Annotated in this window: 16 protein-coding genes; all 16 read right to left on the bottom strand. The window is 35.9% G+C overall.

Annotation, left to right across the window (positions count from 1 at the left end; translation table 11 throughout):
- Window positions 1-52: 52 nt before the first annotated feature.
- Entirely contained in the window at window positions 53-193 is a 141-nt protein-coding gene (locus tag DF185_RS23630) for a hypothetical protein (RefSeq protein WP_165836053.1), read from the bottom strand.
- A 13-nt stretch (window positions 194-206) separates the two neighbouring features.
- Window positions 207-1,307, bottom strand: a complete 1,101-nt coding sequence (locus tag DF185_RS16420) for a hypothetical protein (RefSeq protein WP_110361853.1) — start codon at window positions 1,305-1,307, stop codon at window positions 207-209.
- A gap of 67 nt (window positions 1,308-1,374) precedes the next feature.
- Window positions 1,375-2,640 carry a phenylacetate--CoA ligase family protein gene (locus DF185_RS16425; RefSeq protein ID WP_110361854.1) on the bottom strand — a complete coding sequence of 422 codons (1,266 nt, stop codon included), beginning with the start codon at window positions 2,638-2,640 and terminating at the stop codon, window positions 1,375-1,377.
- A gap of 123 nt (window positions 2,641-2,763) precedes the next feature.
- Entirely contained in the window at window positions 2,764-4,062 is a 1,299-nt protein-coding gene (locus tag DF185_RS16430; protein ID WP_133250066.1) for a phenylacetate--CoA ligase family protein, read from the bottom strand.
- Window positions 4,049-5,131: a glycosyltransferase family 4 protein gene (locus DF185_RS16435; RefSeq protein WP_110361856.1), complete on the bottom strand. Its 1,083-nt coding sequence runs from the start codon at window positions 5,129-5,131 to the stop codon at window positions 4,049-4,051. Before DF185_RS16435 ends, DF185_RS16430 begins: the two co-directional genes overlap by 14 nt.
- A gap of 14 nt (window positions 5,132-5,145) precedes the next feature.
- Window positions 5,146-6,057, bottom strand: coding sequence for a polysaccharide deacetylase family protein (locus DF185_RS16440; RefSeq protein WP_110361857.1), 912 nt, complete (start codon window positions 6,055-6,057; stop codon window positions 5,146-5,148).
- Window positions 6,054-7,130, bottom strand: a complete 1,077-nt coding sequence (locus DF185_RS16445; RefSeq protein ID WP_110361858.1) for a GNAT family N-acetyltransferase — start codon at window positions 7,128-7,130, stop codon at window positions 6,054-6,056. The genes DF185_RS16440 and DF185_RS16445 overlap by 4 nt, the downstream gene beginning before the upstream one ends.
- A 38-nt stretch (window positions 7,131-7,168) precedes the next feature.
- Window positions 7,169-8,362 (bottom strand): GNAT family N-acetyltransferase, encoded by a 1,194-nt coding sequence (locus tag DF185_RS16450; RefSeq protein WP_110361859.1) that lies wholly within the window; start codon window positions 8,360-8,362, stop codon window positions 7,169-7,171.
- A 26-nt stretch (window positions 8,363-8,388) separates the two neighbouring features.
- A complete protein-coding gene (locus DF185_RS16455) occupies window positions 8,389-9,531 on the bottom strand; it encodes a GNAT family N-acetyltransferase (protein ID WP_110361860.1) in 1,143 nt (380 codons plus the stop codon).
- Between the two features lie 10 nt (window positions 9,532-9,541).
- Entirely contained in the window at window positions 9,542-10,807 is a 1,266-nt protein-coding gene (locus DF185_RS16460; RefSeq protein ID WP_110361861.1) for an O-antigen ligase family protein, read from the bottom strand.
- Window positions 10,804-11,763 carry a hypothetical protein gene (locus DF185_RS16465; protein ID WP_110361862.1) on the bottom strand — a complete coding sequence of 320 codons (960 nt, stop codon included), beginning with the start codon at window positions 11,761-11,763 and terminating at the stop codon, window positions 10,804-10,806. The genes DF185_RS16460 and DF185_RS16465 overlap by 4 nt, the downstream gene beginning before the upstream one ends.
- A gap of 6 nt (window positions 11,764-11,769) precedes the next feature.
- On the bottom strand, window positions 11,770-13,014 hold the full coding sequence (locus DF185_RS16470) for an ATP-grasp domain-containing protein (RefSeq protein ID WP_110361863.1): 1,245 nt from the start codon (window positions 13,012-13,014) through the stop codon (window positions 11,770-11,772).
- On the bottom strand, window positions 12,995-13,759 hold the full coding sequence (locus tag DF185_RS16475) for a WbqC family protein (protein WP_110361864.1): 765 nt from the start codon (window positions 13,757-13,759) through the stop codon (window positions 12,995-12,997). The genes DF185_RS16470 and DF185_RS16475 overlap by 20 nt, the downstream gene beginning before the upstream one ends.
- A 5-nt stretch (window positions 13,760-13,764) precedes the next feature.
- Window positions 13,765-14,727 carry a glycosyltransferase family 2 protein gene (locus DF185_RS16480; RefSeq protein ID WP_110361865.1) on the bottom strand — a complete coding sequence of 321 codons (963 nt, stop codon included), beginning with the start codon at window positions 14,725-14,727 and terminating at the stop codon, window positions 13,765-13,767.
- Window positions 14,728-14,736: 9 nt separating this feature from the next.
- Window positions 14,737-15,921 (bottom strand): DegT/DnrJ/EryC1/StrS family aminotransferase, encoded by a 1,185-nt coding sequence (locus tag DF185_RS16485; RefSeq protein WP_110361866.1) that lies wholly within the window; start codon window positions 15,919-15,921, stop codon window positions 14,737-14,739.
- Entirely contained in the window at window positions 15,900-17,360 is a 1,461-nt protein-coding gene (locus tag DF185_RS16490; protein WP_110361867.1) for an MOP flippase family protein, read from the bottom strand. The genes DF185_RS16485 and DF185_RS16490 overlap by 22 nt, the downstream gene beginning before the upstream one ends.
- Window positions 17,361-17,369 lie beyond the last annotated feature (9 nt).

Below are 17,369 nucleotides of genomic sequence, written 5' to 3' on the forward strand. Positions count from 1 at the left end.
CAGATGCTCTTCATCTGTCAACATGTCCTGTTAATGCTACTACAGATGCTCTTCACCTGCCAACAAGTCCTGTTAATGCTACTACAGATACACTTACATTTACTCCAAATGCATTTACATGCCTGTTTTGCCCATTTACACAGCCATCTTTTACATTAAATTCCGATACTATTTCAAGCCCAATACCTTCCATTACTGCACATTAACTATCGCTTCATCTGATAAAAGAATGGCAAAGGATCATTAATATCCCAAACATCGAAGGTTCGCTTGTTAAAGTCGAACAGAACTTTTAGCATGTGAATGGCTTCACTTGGATTCTTTAGGATCAGTACCATGTCTCGAAGTACATTAATCCATTTTACTGGTTTCGGATTTTTATACGCTACCAGTTTATGTCCCATTATATAAGCTATCAATTCAGGATATTTCTTCTTCATGATTTTAATGAAACCAAATGGTCGAGGGTTCACTTCAAGCAAATACAATTGTCCATCTTTAATTTTAAACTCTACATCTAAAAAGCCGGTAAACTTTGTTTGATTCAGAACTGCCTCTGCCTGTTGTTTGATTTCCTTGGCATAGTTTCCAACATACTCCTCAACTACCGATGAAACACCCGATCGGAAATGACGAACCTCGTTTACACAAATATCCAACTTCACAATTCCCTCGTCCACATAAGCACCATAGGAAAAGTTGTTTTTTAAATCCGCACCTAAAAAGTCCTGAGTAATGAGCGATGCCTTTTCCTGATCACTTACTATTTTAAGCAATTCAATCATTTCAGCAACATTCTCAATCAATTGAGTTTTAAATCTGGGCTTTTCAAACAGAAAGATATCCTTGTTCCATTTCACGATCTGAGGATAATGGAGTTGATTCACCAGTTTCTGATTTTCTACATCCATTAAAATATGGGTCTGGGGAAACAACACCTCAACATTTTTTGCCAGCTGGTAAGTTTTGCTTTTGGTCATCAATTGTTCTATCGACACTTTATGCCCTGGCATCACCTGATACAACTGAAAGAAGCGTGGAAAATGATTCATCAAAAAAGCCAAATAAAATCCACTGGCGATATATGCTTTTAATTTAGGATAAGTATTTGCCAATGAATTCAATTCCAACACCAAATGCTCCTCGCTACGAATCGCTTTTTTCTCCCCATACTTCGAATGCATGGCAATTTCGTTTTTTCTGCCTACCAAAATTACATGGTAATTCAAACGACTAAACTCCCGCACCAAAAACAAGGCCTGAGGTCCTGCACCTACAACTAATATTTTCTCTGAAAAATTTTTCATTGGTATTGATGGTAGAAGATAAGGGTACGCTGTACCTAAATTCTTTAACGGATCAATTCTTAGCCTTCTACTTTAATTGAGAAACCACAAGATTAAATTTCCCCTTCGCTGTTCTAATCAACTGATCTGTTTCTATCTTGTCAAAACGAATCATGCATTCATCGCCAAGCAAATCACGCAAGTTCAATTCTATTACATCCAAATCACTTTTATCAAATCTCTTATCCGGTATCAGATTCACCCTTATAATGCCAGGTTCATCCTGAACAATTTGTGCTGCCAACAAGTTTCTGGCTTGCTTAAAGGCCAAATCAAGCCGACCAATTCGTTGACCATCTTTTAAAACAATGTAATCATCATCTCTGCCTTCAATCTTCTTGATCACGCAAATGCCATTGCTGCATTCCGCCAATTGCACCACATCATCTACTCGATAACGGATCAACGGAAAAGCGGAGTTGATAAAACTTGTGGTAATCAAATGATCATCTTCGAACTCGGTATGGGAATACAATGGAAACTCCCGATACAATTCATCTTCGAACTGCCCCAATGCAACTGTTTGCTCAGCATTGCCATACCAATCGTATATTTTTGTATTCAGTGTTTTCTCAACAATATCTTTCTGGAATCCATGCAAAACCTCCGATGATGTAAAAGCAATCGGAATGTCTAAACTCAAATCTTTCTTGTGCAATTCTGTCGCCAGAATGTGCATAGAACTCGGATAGGCTTTAATTACCTTAGGATTAAAATCTTTTATCAGCTTGTAGTATTCATCAATTCTTTCCGACTTTAAGTGATAGGATGACAAATACAATACATTATTGCTCTTATCGTAATAAGAAAAAGTATTCCGGTCTAAAGTTCCTCTTAAGGATACAACCGGATCACCCAAATGATAACCATGCATTTGCTGGAAAAAGTGACCGTAGGCATACTCTTTTATCGTAGATGAAAAGTCTCTGTAAACCTGTAATGGTGTACCTGTTGTTCCACTTGAATAAGCTTTAAATACACACAATCTGGATTTAGCCAACATCAACTTTGCATGATTACGAACATCTACCTTTGAAATAATGGGCAGTTTGCTCTTATCACTCAAATCCTTAACCGAATGAAGGTTTAACCCATGCTTTTTGTAGAATTGTTTGTAAAACTCCGTATTGCTATAAGCATTTCGATATTGCTTGACGAACTCCTCGCTTTTCAGTTCTAAAATCTCAGCTTTAGACATTTGATCCAGTTCAATAATCCGTCTCAATTCGCGCTCGAATGCTTTGCCAAATTTTATCTTATAGGCAATCAAATCTTTAATTAACTGTACTGCCATATCTTCAATAAACTAACCACGAATTCCACAATTTTCACGAATTATAAATCATCAAACAATTCACATAAACCAAAATATGAATCTGTTCGTGTAACCTGTGAAATTCGTGGCTTATAATTCTTTTTAAGCTGTATCTATCTCCTTCAAAATCTCCTTGGCCGCAGCATCCTTATCCTTGGTATCCAAATAGGAAACCATCAAATTAAACTTTCCTGCCTTTGTTTTTATGATCTGATCTTCTGTTATCTCATTGTAATGAATCTTACAATCTTCTGTTACCAACTGAGTAAGATTCTTTAGCAATTCTGCTTTGTTTTGCTTTGTAAAATTGTAATCAGGTATAATATTCAAATCGATTTCACCTGGCACTTTCTGTACAATTTGTGCAGCCAGAATATTTTTAATGTTGTTGAAATTAAACGCATGATCCAACAAGCCAATCTGCTGTCCATTCTTTAATCTTACATATTGGTTGTCGCGACCTATTATTCGTTCCGTGCAGCAACGAATGCAACTCGCATCGCACTTTAACTTGATGATATCATCAACCTGGTAACGAATCAATGGGAATGATTTGTTGATGAAACCCGTGGTGATGATGTGATTCTCTTTTACCTCAATGTGCCCATACAAGGGAACATCTTGATACAAGTTTTCTTTTACCTGTCCCAAAGCAATGGTTTGCTCCGAATTTCCATACCAATCAATCACTTTGGAATGTAGTATCCTTTCAATAATTCTTCTTTGCCAATCGTGTAATACTTCAGAGGAAGTAAAAGCAATCGGGATGTGCAAATCCAATCCTTTCTTGTACAATTCCGTCGACAAAATCTGCAATGAACTTGGATAAGCCTTAACCACTTTGGGTTCAAACTCCTTAATCAATTCATAATACTTTAGGATGTTCTTCTCGTTCAGATTATAACTCGATAGGTGCAATGTATTCAAGGCCTTATCGAACCTCGAAATTTCATCTTTGTCCAAATCTCCTTTTATTGAAATCACCTTATCGCCAAGATTGTATCCATGGATATTCTGGAAATAGTATCCGTAAGAATACTCCTTACATACCGATTGGTAATCTCTATACAGTTTCAAAGGCGAACCTGTTGTTCCACTTGTGAAGGCCTTGTAAACAAACAAACGGTTTGTCGTCAACAAATCATCAACACGATGCCTAATATCATCTTTGGTAATGATTGGTATTTTCTCTGCGTCATCAATCGACCTTACTGAGTTAACTCCTAATCCATGCTTTCGATACAACTCATTGTAGAACTTGGAGTTTAGATAGGCGTTTCGATATTGCTTTACAAATTCTTTGTTTTTTAATTCTGATAGTTGGGATTCACTAATTGAGTATAGCTCCTTAATTCTTTTCAATTCCTTTTCGAACCCAATACCAAATTTAATTTTGCTCAAAAAGTAATCCCTTATTCCCCTGTAGTTCATGGTAGATTGAGAATAATGTTTTTAATACACGATCTGGATAAAAATCAACAACTGTTCTTGTTGAATTTTGTGAGTAGTTTTTGCAAAGACCTTTATTGGTCATCAACTTAACGATTGCATTTTTAATGGCTCTTTGATTACCGGGAACCACAAGTATTCCATTTCTCCCTTTGTGAATGAGATCGGGAATCCCTCCCACTTTACTTGATATGATTGGCAATCCATAACTCATGGCTTCCAGTATCGACAAAGGCAAACCTTCTTTATAGGATGGCAGAATAAATGCATCCGATGATCGAAACAATTCTTCTTTCTTTTCTTCGTTGGCCCAACCTTTAAAATGAACGATACTCTGCATCTTCCATTTCGAAATGGTGTTGGTCAATCGATCCACTTCACCATTTCCGGCAATCACAAGCTCCAGTTTATCTTCAAATTGCTCCCTGTTTTTAGCGATCACTTTAATCAAGTCGAAAATGCCTTTGTTGTCACCAATCAATCCCAGGAAAAACAATCTAAATTTATCGCCGGGTGGTTTTCTCTCCGTATTCAGTGGAGGAAGAATCATATTATTTAGGATTTTGATATGTTTCGGCTTAAAAGCACTGGTATAAAAATGCTTCCATTTTTCCGACAAGCAAATTACCAGGTCTGCCGAGTTGATTACATATCGAATTCTGCGCTGAATGAACTTTGATGATCCTAGGTAAAAATCCCGAAAACCTCCTCCATGTATGTGGTAAATGATTTTCTTATTGGAAAAGGCTCTTGCAAAGACATACAGAATGTACTTCCTGTAAAAACTACCTTTTGATGCCCCATGAATGTGAAGAATCTTAATATCCCGATCTTTAATCAGAATCCACAACAACTCCACAATACAAAATGGGAACCACAAGGTATTCATCAATTTGGATTGAAACCGATGCGTAACCAAAACCTTAAAGTTTGACATGTGCTTCGAATAATTGTTCACACACAAACCAATTCCCCCTTTCGAATTCTGATTACCCGGTGCTATGTAAAGAACTTCCTTCATTCTTTTAATTGATTTTAACTCCCTGATAATTTAGGATTGAATAGCAATGACTGCTTTTGCTGCAGCGGCTGAACAAATTTGTGCCAAACCCGAAGCATACGTGCAATGTTCTCATATTTTCCTCCATGCGAATTGATGGATACTCTTGGGATTTGGAACTCAGAATTGAAGTTCGAATTCAATTCTGGATTTACTGTAAAAGCCATCTTGTAATTGTACTTCTTCAGCAAGCTCAAATCTCTTTGGTTATAGTCACCATTGGGAAAGGAAAACGAATTAATATCAACCGACAACCACTCTTCCAATGTTTTTTTAGATTCTCGATACTCAAAATCCAATTCCTCATCCGAACATTGTATCGTAATCGGGTGATGATAGGTATGAGATCCAATTGTAATTAATGGATTATCCTTTAAGCGTTTTAACTCTGACAGTTCAATGCAAGATCTCTTTAAATCATATCTGGAAGCCGCACCTCGGATTATCTGCATCCTTCTATCGTTTGGCAATTTCTTCAGTTCTTCAACTGATTTATATTCTCTACTCTCCTCTACCACTTTAGCCGCATACTCCCACCAAAAGTTTCCTGACATTACAGGTCGTACAGGAATAAAGAAAGTTGCTGGTATTTGATATTTTTCAAGAACCGGAATCAATTTTAAATTGCCTTTCCAGCCATCATCAAAAGAAACAAAAGCAGTTCTTCCTTCTACATCCTTCTCTCCACTAATGATCTGAAAATATTCTTCCTCCGAAATAAACCTGAAACCTTTCGAAAGCAAAAAGCCAATGATTCCTTTAAAAAGCAAAAGCGAAGGATTGTGAAAATAGATGGATAACACCTGCTTATCGAAGTGCTTTAAAGCTGACTTTCCAAATATCAACAACAATAGGTATCCTAGTATGTTGGCAATTAGTTTCTTCATACGTATTCTTCTACTCCTTCAAATTCTTGCTTAGATTTCTGATCAGATTTCTTTGCTTTATACAAAACAAAAGGCTTTGCTAATAATGACTTCAGTCGATTCTGTAGTCCGAAACACATGTAAAAAGGCATTGCAGTCTTTGTGAACTGAAATTTATAAACATCCATACCTACTCCGAACGAGTATTTCTCTTTGTGCAGAGAAAAGGACTTTCGAATGTTACAATCCATACATTGAACGCCTACTCCATAAATTCTGTAATCCCTATCGAAAGCACAATCAATGGCTATCCTGGCATTATCACAATCTATATTTGCCACATAAGCAACCGGGTAATCATTAAACTTGGCAAACATCACATGCGATGGAAACTTACTGTACAAACTTTTGTGAAACTTTTCCTTGTTTTCATCATCGTATACAAAGCTTTTTCCATCCAACATTTTTGATTTCGATATTCTTTTGATGGTCTCAAAATTGGTTGAATTGATTTCTTCGTAAGACAGACTTAAACGAAATCCATCCTTTTCGATTTTTCGTAAGGTTCTATCTAACTTCTTCCGAAACTTCTTGGCATAAACCTTTTGGGCAAACTCATTGTAATCCTTATAATCCGATATACAAATCATTGGAGCTCCCGAATATCGATACATTTTAAAATCTTTTGTCAGAATCGATTTTTTAGGAACATACTTGAAAAAAATGAAGTGATAACGAATGTTCTTTTTGATCCAATTAAGAAGTTGTTTCGTAAAACCAGAGTCTAATTCTTTAAGTACAATTAAATCATGCCCAATACAAGACCATTGCTGCCCAAGGAACTCAATAAATTCGAGCTTAATACATTTGCAAAACTTACGAATTAACTTTACTAGAGGAATAATGGCAACCAATTGGTCACTCTCATAACCAGTCACAATATAGGCTTGCTTTTGAAAGCCGATTACATTGTTTTCCACTTTCTTGAAAACCTCATACCAACTGTAAATCCATTCGAATCGGTTACTAGGAAAATTTGCTTTGTATTCTAGGTTCTCAAGTTCTTTTATTGAAATGGTTTTAAAATTATACATTAGATTTTAGGGTTTTAACTCTTTAGGATAATACCATTCTACATTTCAACACGTTCAGTAATGTTTATTTTATTATTAGAAATCTTATTGTTCGTTTTTATTTTTAATTCTTCCTTGATTCTACTCTTTTGCTTATTCCTTTGAATGATTGCAGATATCTTTTGGATTTTCGATTGAACCTCTTTGTCTGCTTTGATCAATCTGTATTTGAAGTATGGCAAAGCCAATAAAGATTTTAAACTGATTTTGTAATCAAAACACATAAAGAATTGGTCCATATCGTCACAAAACCTGAACTTATAGGAATCATGTCCCATCCCCAATGACAATTTCTTCATTTTATCATCAAATGCATTCTTGATAAAAGAATCAACACATCGTATTCCAATACCATATTTTCGGTACCTCCTATTAAAGGAAGAGTCAATTCCCAATCGCTTCCCTTGCCAATCAATTGAAGTAGAATATGCAACAAGCTCATCATTTAGCTTTAGCAATAATATCTGAGATGGAAAACGCTTATAAATGCTTAAATGAAATGCTTCTTTTTCCGAGTTGCCGTATAAAAAACTTTTGCCATCTATCTCCTTTGATTTTGAGATATGCTTGATCAATTGTAAATTTTCTTTACTGATTTCTTTAACCTCTATGGTAAACTCCAAGTTCTCTCTTGATAATTTTCTAGTGGTGCGCTTAAGTTCTTCTCTAAACTTTTTTGAGTATACCTTTTTAGTGAAATCTGGATATCCTTCATATCTATTCAATTGTATACAAGGCGCTACTGAATAATGAAATAATCTGAAACACTTCATCAATTCGGACTGCTTTGGTATGTACTTTAGAAAAATGAAATCATAAGAAATGTTTTTCCTGATCCAACCTCGCAATTCACGATAAAAAAGTTGATCAACTTCATCTACTATCAAAATATCATTCCCTAAGCTAGACCATTGTTGACCAAAAAATTCGAGAAAGGATATGCGAATAAACTTAAAGTATGTCCTCACTAATTTTAATAATGGAACAATCGCAGTTAACCTGTTCTCCTTATAAACAAGAATGATGACGGGTTTCTTTTTAAACCCAACGATATTGTTTTCCACTTTCTCAAAAACCTGATACCAACTATAAATCCATTCAAATCTACAGCTAGGACAATTGGCATTGTATTCAAGCTTTTCGAGTTCTTCAATTGTAATGGTTTCGAAACGATACATTCTACTTTGGGGCATTAAATTTATTTGTGTGCTTTATAAATCTACATCTCAATGCTTTCAACAAAACTTATTTTGTCTTTAGAGGTCTTATTATTCTTCTGTTCATTTTTTAATTGCTGCTTCTTTCTATTCATGACTGCAGTAACATCCCGATTCATCTTTTTTATTCGATAATGAAAATAAGGCAACACCAATAAGGACTTCAATCTGATTTTAAAGTCATAACACATAAAAAACTCTTCTATACAATTAGTAAACTGAAATTTATAGGTATCCATCCCCAATCCGAAAGATAACTTCTGAACATTGTCTTCAAAGCCAGCACGAATTACCTGATCAACACAATGAATTCCGACTCCATATTTTCTAAACTTTCTATCAAAAGCAGCGTCAACACCAATTCTTTGCCCATTAATATCTATTAAGGTACCATAAGCTACAGCTTCACCATTAAACTTGATAAAAACTACTTTTGACGGGTTCTGTCTGTAGATCTTTAAATGGAAATCTTCTTTGAGTTTGTTCTCGTACAAGTCCATTTTCCCATCAGTTGTTTTACTTGCCGATATATTCCTTATAATGGCTAAACTGTATTCATCAATTTCATGTTGTTCCACCTCCATTTTAAAGCCATCTCTTTTAATTCTTCTGTAAGTTCTGCGAAGATCTTCTCTGAATTTTCTGGAGTATACTTTTAATCGAAACCTTTCGTAATCTGAAAAAGAGGACGTTTGAACAAACGGAGCTCCTGCATACCTATAAAAACGAAACTTCGATTTTAACCTACTGCTCGCCGGAAGATATTTCAAGAATAAAAAATGATAGGAAATATTTCTTTTGATCCAACTGTACAACTCTTCAACAAAACCATCCTCAAGTTTCCTGATGACAATAATATCGTGCCCCATTCCCGACCATTGTTGTCCAAGAAATTCAAGAAACTGCAACTTAAAATATTTGAAATAGGTTCGCGTTAGTCTCATTAAAGGAACAAGAGCCACCAGCTTATTTCCCTCATAAGCAGTAACGATGTAAGCTTTTTTATCAGCTCCAAAATGGTTATCGTCGTGCTTTTTGAATGTATGATACCAATCAGCTATCCATGAAGTCTGAGATCCAGGAAACTTACTGAAATACTCAATCTTCTGAAGGTCTTCTAATGTAATTAAACTAAAGCTATACATTGATGTAATCTTATCTTTTATAGAAAGGATATGAAGGTTTTATGTTTTTGTAGATGTCAGATTTCCTTTTAAAATCGATATAACGATTTACCCTTGATTCAATCAAAGCAATTCCAATGTAAATGGAAAGAAATACATCCACCAGAAAATAATTAGCTTGCTGAGTAGCCAGACAGGACAGAAACATAAAAAACATCGCCATTGTCAATTGGTTGTGACTGCTTTCGGATCTAGCAATAGCCTTGTAAAGCGTTATTAGAAATAACATATACAAAACGAAACCAATAATTCCATTGTCAACTAAAGTTTGAATAAATCCATTGTGAGCAAACAAAGGCATACCATCTTTCTGCTCATACCTTCGCATAGATTCTTCCATTCCCATGCCAAACAGATAGGTAACAAAGTTGCTTTCATAAAGGTTGGTCAGGTAAATATCAGCAATTTGTATACGACCAGATCCTACAGTTTCATAAGCCGATTTGTCTTCCTGGCCTGCACGGTCATCCATGATTCTTCTTCGGAATCCCTCGTTGGTTTGGAACAAAACCGACAATCCAATTGCCATTAGCACTCCAAAAGCTGCAATTTTCCCAAGGTTTTTAAAGGATATTTTTCTGGCAAATAAAACAATGGTGCCAACCAAAAACATCATCCAACCTGTTCTTGTATAGGTTTTAAAAAGAAAAAACACACCTATAATCAAGAGGGGAATCACAATTAGGTTTACTCTAAAGTTTCCTCTTTTATTAGCCACAAAATCAAGAAGCACAACACTTGCGACAGCCAATACTGCAGACGAATAATGTGGTGCTCCAAGCATTCCAATCAATCCATCAATTTGTGTATCCTCCATCCATAACATTGTGGTTACTGGCGCATCAAATACTCCAAAATAATAAGGAATATTGCACACGATAAAAAAGGCTGCCATGAAAACGGGAACCAACCTTAACTTTTTTAAAGCACTTGCGCTATTAATATTTAGGTAAATCCAATGAACAAATACTGGTATGGTTAGGTACTTTACAAAATTGATAATGGAGTCTACCGGAAACTTAAAGAATGATACATTCACCAAATTCTTAGCTGCAAACAAGTAAGCTAAAACCAGGAATGCATGCCCAGTTTTCTGACCCACAACTCTTGATATCAGATATAACAGTAAAGGCAGTTTCCACAAATAAACCATCTCTTGTCCACCAACTGTAAATCCTTTTAGGTAAAAGGCTACAAAAAAGATGAGAAACCAGAATCCTATTTCGATATACCTCATTGCTTTAACAATTGTATGATCAATTTACAAATCCTATCCATATCCAACAATCCGTAACGCTGATCAACAGGAAGAGGAATCAGATACTTGGCCAATTTGTATTCCAGTTTATCTGATTCTACATTTTGAATCACACTTGGCCAATAGCTTGCGGTATAAATCTCCTGCAGCATCAACTCTTCTCTTAAATTATCAATTTCCACATAGAAAGGATAAACCATTGGTCCATCAATATCCGCATCATTAATGCTTAATCCATTGTATCCCTTCAACTTTAAATGTAGGTATTGAAAATTTCGATTTCTTCTGCTTTTAACTGCTGTATAGTCAATACTAGATAGAATTCTGTAGGTTAAATCAGACATCAATTTTATCTCCTGACCACACAAATACTCTTCATTTCTCTTGAATGCCGGATAACCATCATTAGGACCATTCTCTAATCTTCTCAACAAATGCTCGCTTCTTTTCCAGGATACTTCTTGCTTAAAATCCATGTACGGCGCACTATCCGTGCTCAAATAGGCTCCATCGCTTACACCGAAAAACTTTCTTGTCGAATAAAAGGTATCAAAACCTTGCACTGGAACTTCAAAAAAGGCCTGAGAATTGTCGACTATTAAATTGTGCAAACGTCTTGTCAAAAAGTTCACATACCTTCCTTTTAATCCAAAGTAATTGATTGCCAAGAAAGCCTCATCCTTTTCTGGATAAATGAGTTGATCTGGTTCCAATTGCATATTAATTGGATATTTCTCATACTTCAGCCCCAATTTTAAAATGGGTTCCATGACTGCATCACAAGAATATTCAGGCAAATAGATTTTCTTATAGGCACGAGCTCTTAGGATATACTCCAGGCAGTTCCGTCCGGTATTCAAACGAATTAAGTTCGGATAGTACTCCGATTCGAATCGGTTCTCCAATTCAAAATATCCGCCAATCGCCCTAACCATATGTATTTATTCGAGTTCAACTGCAATAAATTCTTCAATCTTATCCATCATCTTGTTGCGTATCTCAAGGTTTGGAAATTCCAGTAGCCCAATTCCTACTGTGCAGTTCGAACCCTTAAATTTGAAGACATCTCCTCCCTTTTCAACCATCAACCTGATGTCAAGAACATAGTCGGTTATAGTTTCATGAACTTTAACCGATTTAAATTTTCCATCCCTATTGGAATGAATCACATAAGTTGTATAAAACTTATCAATATCTTTTCGATTGTGGATTTTGGGTTCTTCCCCCATACAAGCATCCACACTCATTTTAATCATATCCACATTACTGGCACACTTGATTATATCCGGAATGCAATTACCACCATTTCTTGCGCCGATCTCAATTAAATATACTTCATCATTTTCAGCTACAATCACCTCAATATTAAAGCCGCCGAACTTTATTTTCAGTAAATCAATTGCTCGCTGCAACTCCGATTGAATTTTAGCATGAATGTGTTCTGGCAGCAAGGAAGGGTAATTAATACTTGAAGGCACAAATGGGTTTACTTCAACATTGTTTCGCTGATCTCCCAGGTAATAGGCAATAATTTTACCATCATACACAAAAATATCACCATCCAGTTGTGGATATTGCTTCTCGATAAACTCTTCAACAATAAACCTTTTACAGCGAGAGAATTTCATGGCATAATCAATGGCCTTATCCATTTCCCAAAAATCATTTACCGCACTAATCCCCTTACTCCCACTCGAATCAACTGGTTTCACGATGATAGGGTATCTGAATTGATCACTGGAACCTGCGAAATCTTTCAAACTTCCATATGCCCCATAGGATGGAGTATTAAATTTCTTTAATCTTAAAAAGCTTTTATACAAATCTTTTTCCGACAAGGTCTTAACTGCCTTGTACGGATTTCCAGGCAAACCCATTTTCTCAGCCACATAGGCAGCTGTAGGTGCTGCCGGATCTGATGCATATGCCAATATCCCATCAATTTCTAATTTACGGCCCAACTTTAGAACCGCCTTTAGATCTGTAGTACTAACATTATAAAATTCATCGGCAAATTTGTGTCCAGGATTATCTGGATTATAATCGCACGTTATTACATAAAAATCCTTGGCCTTCGCATATTTAATGCAAGGAATTTGGAAGGATGTTCCTCCAAGAATTAGTATTTTCTTTTTTTGATTTTGCATGATGTAATCCGAAATTAAATCATCCGATATTGAAGTCATTCAACAATTCTATCACCATGGCTTTATCATTAAACATAAGCACATCAATAATTGAAAGGTATGGAACAAAATCATTTTCAAATTGCTTGTAACTCACTTTTCCCGACTCTATAAAACCCAAATCGATTCCATGCATTGCAAAGTAATCTTTGTGGTAAAGAGATTTCCCTCCAATCGGATTGATATAGGTATCACAAGCAAGCATCTTACTGATGCTAATCAGTCTATCGGCTTTGTCTTGTCCTTTTGTTTCACTAAACTCTTCTGATGATTTCATCCAGTTCAATTCCATATTCATATACCTGCAAACCACAAGAATACTTAAAATGGCAAGATCTCCTATATTTGAATACTCTCCCACAAAAACAGATTCTATTACATCTCTAACTTCTTTGTAATATGGCGCTTTTGCGTATGCTAACTTTAGCTGATGGCGAAATTTTTTAATAAACAATTGCTTTTCTACCAGCTCAATTTCATTGATGAGTTTGTTTTGACTTGCTTTTCGCAATGGAATGGTAAACATGAATTCCTTTCCATTTGCCAGTATTTGATTTCTATTGATCCAGCCGCGTTTGATAAAATTTACGTCATCGTAAAAAACTACATTCTCAACAGAGTGAAGCAACTGAAAATATCCCAAATAAGGAAATACATAGGGTTGAATAATTGCAACACTATCAGGCAGTGGGAATTCGCAGATTCTAACCTGCTTCTCCAATTTTTGATACGAATTTGGTCTCATAGGAATCAAACTACCATTTTCAATTTTTTGCGTGTAGCATATACAAAGCAATACAACGAATCGAATATCGGATATTGCGAAAGCATCAAATACGGAAAGCTTTCTCCAACCGATGAATCCTTAAAATATTGAAGGCATGTTTCTCTCAAATCCTCATCCTTCAAGAATATTGCAAACTTTAGCAATTCACGATGATACATTTTGTTGATAAATGGCTCTAAATCTTCACACCCAAACTTCTTGATGTAATGCCTCTTAATATCATATCGATCACTAAAGAATCTAAAATCTCCCATCACATCTAACCCATGAGTTGCAGAAGTTCCATGAATACGATAGGTAATGGTATCATCAGCCAAGTAATGTACTTTCATTCTGGCTGCAGATTCTATCCACAAAGGATAATCACCCATTCTCCAGTTGTGCTTCCTGATTGGTTCTCCAATTCGAATGGCCTGCAACAAATCATTTCTCATACAAACCGATGCTGTAGCAATGTGATTGCCTCTGATCAAATCCGAAAGAACATTTCCACACGGCAGATTCTTGCCATCCCTAATACCTTTTAAAAATTTATCTCCTTTTTGACATGAAAAATTGGTATGTACCAATCCATAATCGGTATTTGCTTCCAAAAAATCAACCTGCTTTTGGAGTTTATAAGGATCAGTCCAATAATCGTCACCCTCGCAAAAAGCTACATACTTTCCCCGACAAGCCTCATCGGTTCTTTGATCATTAATGGTTGCACCTACATTATTTTCGCTTGTAATAACTCGAATAATACCAGGATATTTCGCAGCGTATTCCTGGATTACCTCCATTGTTTTATCCGTACTGCAATCTTCACCAATAATATATTCGAAATCAAAATTTGTTTTCTGATTCAAGATTCCTTCAATACACTGAGCAATAAATTTCTCATGATTGTAGGTTATGGTTTTTACACTTACCAAAGGCTTATCCATAGGACTCGTTTATTTTTCTTTTGGGAATTTTCTTTTCTCTTTATAGGTTTTCAGAACTTTTACCGGCACTTTATTAGAATCAACTTGTACCATTTCTGAAATAATGGAAATAATCAAATCAACGATTTCATCTGCCAAATCAGGATACAAAGGCAAGCATATAATCTGCCTTGATACTTCAAAAGCAATATCTAATCCTTTAGCCGAAGGCAATCCTCTATAGGTTGGAAACTCACTTATTAATGGGTAAAAATATCTACGTCCATAAATTCCATGTTTCTTTAATTCTTCAAACAAATCATCTCTGCTTCTGCCAAACTCCGACTCATCTATGAATATTGGAAAGTAAGAATAATTGTAATCTACCTCCTGCGGTTCATCCAAATACCTTACTCCAGGAATATTCTCCAATCCTTGCTTGTACTTTTCAGTGATATGCTTTCGACCATCAATCACGGTATCGAAATATTTTAATTGCAACAATCCGTAAGCCGCCTGCAACTCGTTCATTTTTGCATTAATCCCCGGAGCAACTACTGTAGTCTCGTTTGCAATTCCGAAATTCTTAAGATAATCCAATCGCTTTTTGGTCTTAATATCATGACAGATAATCGCTCCTCCTTCAATAGTATTGAATACCTTGGTTGCATGGAAACTAACGATTGATAAATCACCATAATTAAGAACACTTGAACCCTTTAAGCGAACACCAAAGGCATGAGCAGCATCATAAATCACCTTTAAGCCATAGTAATCTGCTAAATCCTGAATCTTATCTACCTCACAAGGATTACCATACACATGAACTGGAAGAATGGCAGTAGTTGCCGGTGTAATGGCAGCCTCAATTCTCTCGGGATCCAAATTGCAGTAATCAGGCTCTATATCCACAAAAACAGGTTTGATATGGTTCCACCATAATGAATGCGTTGTGGCAACAAAACTATATGGTGTGGTAATTACCTCTCCTTTTATTCTCAAACACTGAAGTGCAGCCATTAAAGCCAAGGTTCCATTTGCAAATAACACTACGTAGGGAACCCCCAGGTAGTTTGCCAAGGCCTTTTCAAATTCCTGATGATATTTTCCATTATTGGTAAGCCACCTACTATCCCAAATATCAGCCAATAAAGGAATAAACTCGTTAAGAGGTGGTAATTGAGGTCTTGTTACTAATATTTTACGTTTTTCCATCTTCGTGTAGGTATAATTTCTTTAAGAATTAAAATACCATCGCTAACTGCTTCTTGTTTTGTAGCACAAGCCAATAGTAGGTATGTTCCGATACCTGCTAGTATCTGAAAAGAGAGTGAAAGAATCTGATTTTGTATCAACCAACCAATGCTCATAACTGCAGCACTTACAAGTGTGATCAAAAAGGTTTGACTCACGTCTTTAATTTGATTGATGGTTGAGTAGGAAATTAACTTCCCTGTATAATATGCATTAATAAAAAAGCTTATGAAAGAGGTTACAATTTGTCCAACAATTAATCCCATAATTCCCCATTGCAAACCAATAACAATTGCCAATACGACAAATACTTTTTTAATAATTTCCAGGTAGAGAAATAGATCGGATCTGCCTTTTACCTTTAAAATATTCAAGTTTGATGAATGCAAAGTGTAGATCATACCCGCAATACACAAAAGTTGAAAATAAGGAACCGATGGCATCCATTTTTCACCCAAGACAATTGAGAACAATGGTTCAGCCATTACAGCCAATCCAATCATCAATGGAAAATTGATAAAGACCAAAAGCTTAATGAGTTTTCTGAACCCCATTCGAAGCCTTTCATTCTCGTCCTGAATTTTTGAAAAGGCAGGAAATGTGACGTTGCCGACCACCTGCGCTAAAGTAGCAACGGGTACTTGCTGAAACTTTTTAGCCTGATCGTAAAAGCCTAATGCGGTTGCAGAGAACATTCTACCAATTACCAGCAAATAAATGTTTTCAAATGTCTGACTGATTAAACCTGACAACAACAACTTCGATCCAAAATTGAATAAACCTTTAAATGATTTGATCGAAAAAACCATACTTGGTCGCCAGGAACTCTTGACCCAAAACAATAGGGTTCTGAATACATAAATACCCATTACCTGCGCAGCCAAAGCCCAAACTCCAAAGTTCAATAATGCCAAACCAATTCCCAATACCGCAGACAGAATATTTGCTGTTACAACTACTTGTGCAATGGCTTTAAAGTTCATGTCAATCTTGAACTTTACAAATTGAATCAAGCCAAAAGAATTGATCACCAAAATCAAACAAACTACTCTGGTTAAATCCACCAGTTCCGGTGTTCTAAAAAAATCAGCAATCAAAGGAGCTGTAAAAAACAATATCAGGTAAAGAACAAGTCCTATGCTAATATTAAAGAAGAATACCGTTGAAAAATCCGTCTGATCTGCATTCTTCTTCTGAATCAAAGCATTATCAAAACCACTATCAATAAAGGCCTGCGATACCGCGATAAAAATAGCTAGCATTCCAAGTAGACCAAAATCTCGAGGCTCTAGCAACCGTGCTAAAATAATTTGCGATATCAAAAGAATAAATTGACTCCCAAACTTTTCCACAAAGCTCCAGAAAACGCCTTTAATGGTTTTGCTCTTTAAATCAGACATGCTTTTGTA

Origin of the sequence: Marinifilum breve (genome assembly GCF_003202155.1) — a bacterium.
GTDB classification, from domain to species: domain Bacteria; phylum Bacteroidota; class Bacteroidia; order Bacteroidales; family Marinifilaceae; genus Marinifilum; species Marinifilum breve.

Bases quoted from the DNA above. Each gene is read 5' to 3' on its own strand.
- DF185_RS23630 (WP_165836053.1), bottom strand. From the start codon at position 193: ATGGAAGGTATTGGGCTTGAAATAGTATCGGAATTTAATGTAAAAGAT.
- DF185_RS16475 (WP_110361864.1), bottom strand. From the start codon at position 13,759: ATGAGACCAAATTCGTATCAAAAATTGGAGAAGCAGGTTAGAATCTGC.
- DF185_RS16470 (WP_110361863.1), bottom strand. From the start codon at position 13,014: ATGACTTCAATATCGGATGATTTAATTTCGGATTACATCATGCAAAAT.
- DF185_RS16455 (WP_110361860.1), bottom strand. From the start codon at position 9,531: ATGTATAGCTTTAGTTTAATTACATTAGAAGACCTTCAGAAGATTGAG.
- DF185_RS16420 (WP_110361853.1), bottom strand. From the start codon at position 1,307: ATGAAAAATTTTTCAGAGAAAATATTAGTTGTAGGTGCAGGACCTCAG.
- DF185_RS16490 (WP_110361867.1), bottom strand. From the start codon at position 17,360: ATGTCTGATTTAAAGAGCAAAACCATTAAAGGCGTTTTCTGGAGCTTT.
- DF185_RS16440 (WP_110361857.1), bottom strand. From the start codon at position 6,057: ATGAAGAAACTAATTGCCAACATACTAGGATACCTATTGTTGTTGATA.
- DF185_RS16435 (WP_110361856.1), bottom strand. From the start codon at position 5,131: ATGAAGGAAGTTCTTTACATAGCACCGGGTAATCAGAATTCGAAAGGG.
- DF185_RS16485 (WP_110361866.1), bottom strand. From the start codon at position 15,921: ATGGAAAAACGTAAAATATTAGTAACAAGACCTCAATTACCACCTCTT.
- DF185_RS16480 (WP_110361865.1), bottom strand. From the start codon at position 14,727: ATGGATAAGCCTTTGGTAAGTGTAAAAACCATAACCTACAATCATGAG.
- DF185_RS16465 (WP_110361862.1), bottom strand. From the start codon at position 11,763: ATGGTTAGGGCGATTGGCGGATATTTTGAATTGGAGAACCGATTCGAA.
- DF185_RS16460 (WP_110361861.1), bottom strand. From the start codon at position 10,807: ATGAGGTATATCGAAATAGGATTCTGGTTTCTCATCTTTTTTGTAGCC.
- DF185_RS16445 (WP_110361858.1), bottom strand. From the start codon at position 7,130: ATGTATAATTTTAAAACCATTTCAATAAAAGAACTTGAGAACCTAGAA.
- DF185_RS16450 (WP_110361859.1), bottom strand. From the start codon at position 8,362: ATGCCCCAAAGTAGAATGTATCGTTTCGAAACCATTACAATTGAAGAA.
- DF185_RS16425 (WP_110361854.1), bottom strand. From the start codon at position 2,640: ATGGCAGTACAGTTAATTAAAGATTTGATTGCCTATAAGATAAAATTT.